Source organism: Microcoleus sp. BM001215392, from assembly GCF_036700185.1.
GTDB lineage: Bacteria > Cyanobacteriota > Cyanobacteriia > Cyanobacteriales > Microcoleaceae > Microcoleus.
Genome location: NZ_JAUBOJ010000580.1, coordinates 1 through 3038 on the forward strand (window position 1 = coordinate 1; position 3038 = coordinate 3038).

The following is a 3038-nucleotide window of genomic DNA, read 5'->3' on the forward strand; positions in this document are numbered from 1 at the left end:
ACTGTTGACTGTTGACTGTTGACTGTTGACTGTTGACTGTTGACTGTTGACTGTTATTTGTTATTTGTTATTTGTTATTTGTTATTTTTTATTTGTTATTTTTGAATATTTCCCAATAATCAGTGACTAATGACTAATGACTAATGACTCCTGACTAATAACTAATAACCAATAACCAATAACCAATGACTAATGACTAATGACTAATGACCAATAACCAATAACCAATGACTACTGACTACTGACTACTGACTGATGACTTCTCAACCTTGGATCAGTGCGGCAAAACGTTCTTGTTTCCTAATGTCGCTCAAATCAGAGTCAGCTAAAGCTAGCTCTCGGTATAAAATCGGCATAAACTCCACAGCCCGCTGCAAATTGTCAAGCGCTAAATCAGCAAAGCCCAGCAGCGCATAACAACAAGCTTTGTTGTAAAAAGCGTTCGCAAAATCAGGATTGATTTCTAAGGCTATTTCGTAGCAAGCGATCGCCTCCGAGTAGCTACCTTCTCGCGCCAATTCTACACCTCGATTGTACCAAAGCAAATAATCTTCAAAGACACACTCAACACACTCAGATGTAGGAGTGAACTTGATATTGTTCTGATTTAAACCTACTAATTTTCCCAAAGCAACTCGTCGCTCGCCCACAGCTTCTACTCGATCGGGTTTCAGAGCGAGCGAGCGGCTAAAACTAGCCACTGCTTGCTTGTAAAGTCCCATGAAGTTTGCCGCTAGACCGCGATTGTACCAAGCCTTCGCATCATCTGGGTTAAACTCGATCGCGCGATCGAAACTGTTGAGCGCCTGATAGTAAAGTTTTAGCTCTAACAGAGCATTGCCTCGGTTGTACCACGCCCAAGGCGCATCCGGCTGCAAGCTCAAAGAGCGATCGAAACTCTGAATCGCCTTGTGGTAAAGCCCCGTATCAATGAGCAAAAGTCCCCGGTTGTGCCAAATACTTGCCGCCAGCGGGTTGAATTCCAGAGCGCGATCGAAACTGTTGAGCGCCTCCAAAAGGCGGCCCAACTTTCCTAAAGCAATAGCCCGGTTGTGCCAGCCAAAGCTCGCATCCGGCTGCACCGCCAAGGCTTCATCAAAACTTAAAAGCGCCTCTAAATGTCGTTCTAAGTTCCCCAAAGCCATACCTCGCCCGAACCAAGCCTTATAATGATCCGATTGCAACTTCACAGCTCTGCTAAAGTTTGCCAGAGCACTATCATGATCGTTAGCTTCGAGGTGGCGCGAACCCAGATGATAATACCAAGCCGCTTCCAAGTTTTGAATTAAGTTCATAATATTTCGCATCTATCTTAGGGATGATTCTACACGAATAATGCTCGGAGTTAAACTGTAATTTCACTACAAATCAGAAAATTTTGATACAGGGCGATCGCCCGTACAAGCAGCCATTAACAACCTCAACAATTGACAGTTGAAACAAACTATTTTCCTCTGATCAAATGCTCTTTCAGCTAACCACACTCATCACTGGTCGATCTGTTACAAATCTCAGGCTGGCGCGAGTCACAAAACTATTAGCGCATCCGCAACGCTGGTTTGCAGTTACACTAAGAGTGCAAATCTCGTAGTGCCAATAGCTCAAACTTCTGCTTGCCTTTCTTCAAGCAACCACAACCGCTGTTTGAGCAGTCTCGCTCAACAGCAACCTGCCCGAACCATCAATACTAAAATCCTGACCCAGCACAAAACCCTTACCCATCAAGCGCTTGCAAACAACCAGCGCCGTAATCCGGCGAATCTCTTCCATCACGTCAGCAGGAATCAAATAACTCAAACTCCAGAGCACCGACTCACAGTCAGACCAAATCAAGCGCTCTATACTGACAATCATCAAAGCAGCTACGCTGTCTGTTGACAGCCGCCCCCTGAGATCGGCAATCAAATCTTTACCAATTAAGCTGTTGCGAGTCATCATCGCTCTAGCCATCTTTCCAATTTCTTGTTCGAGTTCTAAATGATTCATGCTTGGCACTGGCTGTGATGTTTTTAAAGCATTACTCGGAGTAAAAACAGTGACTGCTACCAGGCTCTGCCTGACCGCGTAGCTGACGCAGGCTCTACCTCAACTCCTTTTAATAAAGTATACCTAAAGAAAGATTAAAAATGTATCTAAAGGCAGATACTAAAATTTATTTTTTTTGTCATAACTAGATGAACCAATTCGCAAAACAGCCTGTCTGAGCAGCAAATTGAGTATTTGTACTCGCTCAGACCCAGAGGCAAGTTAAGAATTGGTAAATTCGATACATAATAAAGAAGTAGTTGCTTCGGAGAAAATACAGCAATGGCTGCAAAAGGGCCAGATATCGATATTGCCCCCTATATCGACCACGCTCTGATCGACCCAAGCGCCACCCCCGAGCAAGTAGAAAACTGCTGCCAACAAGCAGAAAGATTTGGGTTTGCCACAGTTTGCGTGTATCCCGCCTACGTGCGACAAGCGGTAAGTCTTCTGCACGGCAGAAAGCCAAAAGTCTCGACTGTCATAGGTTTTCCCACGGGAGCAACCACATCAGCAGTCAAACTCTACGAAGCCCTAGAAGCCGCAGACAATGGAGCCGTTGAATTAGATGTCTGCGTCAATTTAGGATTGTTGAAAGCCGGAAAAAATGACGAATTTCACCGGGAATTAGCTGAAATTTGCGAAGAAACCGGACAAACTATTAAGGCGATTATCGAATGCTCGATGCTTTCGGATGAGGAAAAACAATTAGCGGCTGAGCTTTGCATGGAGGCGGGCGCCGCTTATATCAAAACTAATACGGGCTTTTTTGGTGCGGCGACACTTGAAGATGTGAAGTTGCTGAAGGAATTTACTAAGGGAAGGGTTGGTATTAAAGCTGCTGGAGGAATTCGCACTCACGAACAAGCTATAGATTTGATCGTGGCTGGTGCGACTCGTTTGGGGACTTCTCGCGGCCCAGAATTACTCCGCCAGCGAGATAATTTAGATAAGAGTCATTAGTCAGTTGACAGTTGACAGTTGACAGTTGACAGTTGACAGTTGACAGTTGA

The 3038-nt window shown here is 44.8% G+C and carries 3 protein-coding genes; 1 reads left to right on the forward strand and 2 read right to left on the reverse strand.

The annotated features are described in order from the left end of the window. Window positions 1-263: 263 nt before the first annotated feature. Both QT974_RS32920 and QT974_RS32925 read right to left on the reverse strand, forming a co-directional pair. On the reverse strand, window positions 264-1295 hold the full coding sequence (locus QT974_RS32920) for a tetratricopeptide repeat protein (protein ID WP_333472565.1): 1032 nt from the start codon (window positions 1293-1295) through the stop codon (window positions 264-266). 328 nt (window positions 1296-1623) lie between these two features. Then, complete coding sequence (locus QT974_RS32925) at window positions 1624-1986, reverse strand: hypothetical protein (RefSeq protein WP_333472566.1); 363 nt, start codon at window positions 1984-1986, stop codon at window positions 1624-1626. A 321-nt stretch (window positions 1987-2307) separates the two neighbouring features. Here QT974_RS32925 and deoC point away from each other — a divergent pair, with 321 nt between their 5' ends. Beyond that, window positions 2308-2988, forward strand: coding sequence for a deoxyribose-phosphate aldolase (deoC, locus tag QT974_RS32930; RefSeq protein ID WP_333472567.1), 681 nt, complete (start codon window positions 2308-2310; stop codon window positions 2986-2988). The last annotated feature ends 50 nt before the right edge of the window (window positions 2989-3038 follow it).

Excerpts from the sequence above, each read along its gene's own strand:
- QT974_RS32920 (WP_333472565.1), bottom strand. The coding sequence starts at position 1,295 with ATGAACTTAATTCAAAACTTGGAAGCGGCTTGGTATTATCATCTGGGT.
- QT974_RS32925 (WP_333472566.1), bottom strand. The coding sequence starts at position 1,986 with ATGAATCATTTAGAACTCGAACAAGAAATTGGAAAGATGGCTAGAGCG.
- deoC (WP_333472567.1), top strand. The coding sequence starts at position 2,308 with ATGGCTGCAAAAGGGCCAGATATCGATATTGCCCCCTATATCGACCAC.